The sequence below is a fragment of the Thioalkalivibrio sp. genome (genome assembly GCF_041690275.1).
GTDB lineage: Bacteria > Pseudomonadota > Gammaproteobacteria > Ectothiorhodospirales > Ectothiorhodospiraceae > Thioalkalivibrio.
This window is the reverse complement of sequence record NZ_JAWLHP010000122.1, coordinates 1-1,248: the sequence shown is the minus strand read 5'-3', so window position 1 is coordinate 1,248 and position 1,248 is coordinate 1. Positions and strand designations below refer to the sequence as shown.

Annotated in this window: 2 protein-coding genes; both read right to left on the bottom strand. The window is 70.0% G+C overall.

Annotated elements, in window-relative coordinates; all coding sequences use genetic code 11:
- Positions 1 to 141 precede the first annotated feature (141 nt).
- Positions 142 to 615, bottom strand: coding sequence for a transcription antitermination factor NusB (gene nusB, locus ACESMN_RS13610; protein WP_373054149.1), 474 nt, complete (start codon positions 613 to 615; stop codon positions 142 to 144).
- A gap of 4 nt (positions 616 to 619) precedes the next feature.
- A complete protein-coding gene (gene ribE, locus ACESMN_RS13605; RefSeq protein ID WP_373054148.1) occupies positions 620 to 1,105 on the bottom strand; it encodes a 6,7-dimethyl-8-ribityllumazine synthase in 486 nt (161 codons plus the stop codon).
- Between the last annotated feature and the right edge of the window lie 143 nt (positions 1,106 to 1,248).

Here is a 1,248-nt window from a genome sequence, read left to right as displayed (position 1 = left end):
GGAGGCCGCTCCCACGGAGGCCGCTCCCACGGAGGCCGCTCCCACGGAGGCCGCTTCCACGGGGGTGGCTATCATGGATTGGGGTGGCGGAAACGTGGAGGTCCGGGATGCAGCTTGTCGGCCGGGGTTGCGCTGCACGGCTCAGCCGGAGGTGCGCCGGGGCGCGGCGCGCTCCGCGCTGCGCAGCTGGCGGGCCAGGGTGTCGAGCACGCCGTTGATGAACCGGTGCGACTGCTCGGCCCCGTACTTCTTCGCCATTCCGACCGCCTCGTTGATCACCACGCGGTACGGCACCTCGAGGCGTTCGGAGAGTTCCCACGTCCCAACCCAGAGCAGCGCGTGCTCGATTGGATCGAGCTGCTGCAGCGGGCGCCCGACCACCGGGGCGAGGGTCTCGTCGAGTGCGGCGGCCTTCGAGGTCACGCCCATCAGGATCTCCCGGAAGTACTCCGCGTCCGCGTTCGCGTGCTCCTCATCCTCGCGAAAGGAGGCCAGAATGTTCTTCGGATGGTCGCCGGTCAGCTGCCAGGAATACAGCGCCTGCATCGCCCGGCGGCGCGCGGCCTGGCGGGCGTGAATCTGCCTGTGCTGTTCCTGTCGGCTCAACGCGGCCAATCCGTCAGCCCGCGGGCTTCATCTGGCCCATGAAACTGACCATCTCGATCGCGCTCATCGCGGCATCCACGCCCTTGTTGCCCGCCTTGGTCCCGGCGCGCTCGATCGCCTGCTCGATGGAATCGGTCGTCAGCACGCCGAAGCTCACCGGCAGGCTCTCGGCGAGAGAGACCATCGCGAGCCCCTTGGCCGCCTCGCCGGCGACGTAGTCGAAGTGGGGCGTGGCACCGCGGATCACGCAGCCGAGCGCGATCACCGCGTCGAACTGGCCGGAGCGCGCCATCGACTGGGCGGCCAGCGGCAGCTCGTAGGCCCCCGGCACCCGGGCGATGGTCATGTTGCCGTCGGCGACGCCATGGCGGCGCAGGGTGTCGACGGCCCCTTCCAGCAGGCGTTCGACGATCAGGCTGTTGAAGCGGGCCAGTACGATGCCGTAGCGGGCCTCGTCCGCGCCGGTGAAACGCCCTTCGAGGGTCTTGATCGTGTCCATGGGGGCATCCTTGGGGTTCGGGTCCGGAGCCGGGGCCTCGGCCCGGCGAAGCCCGTGATTGTAGCACCCGGATACGCCACCCGTGGCCGGCAACACGCCCGTAGGGTGGGCAAAGGCCGCAGGCCGTGCCCACCGTCAGCCCC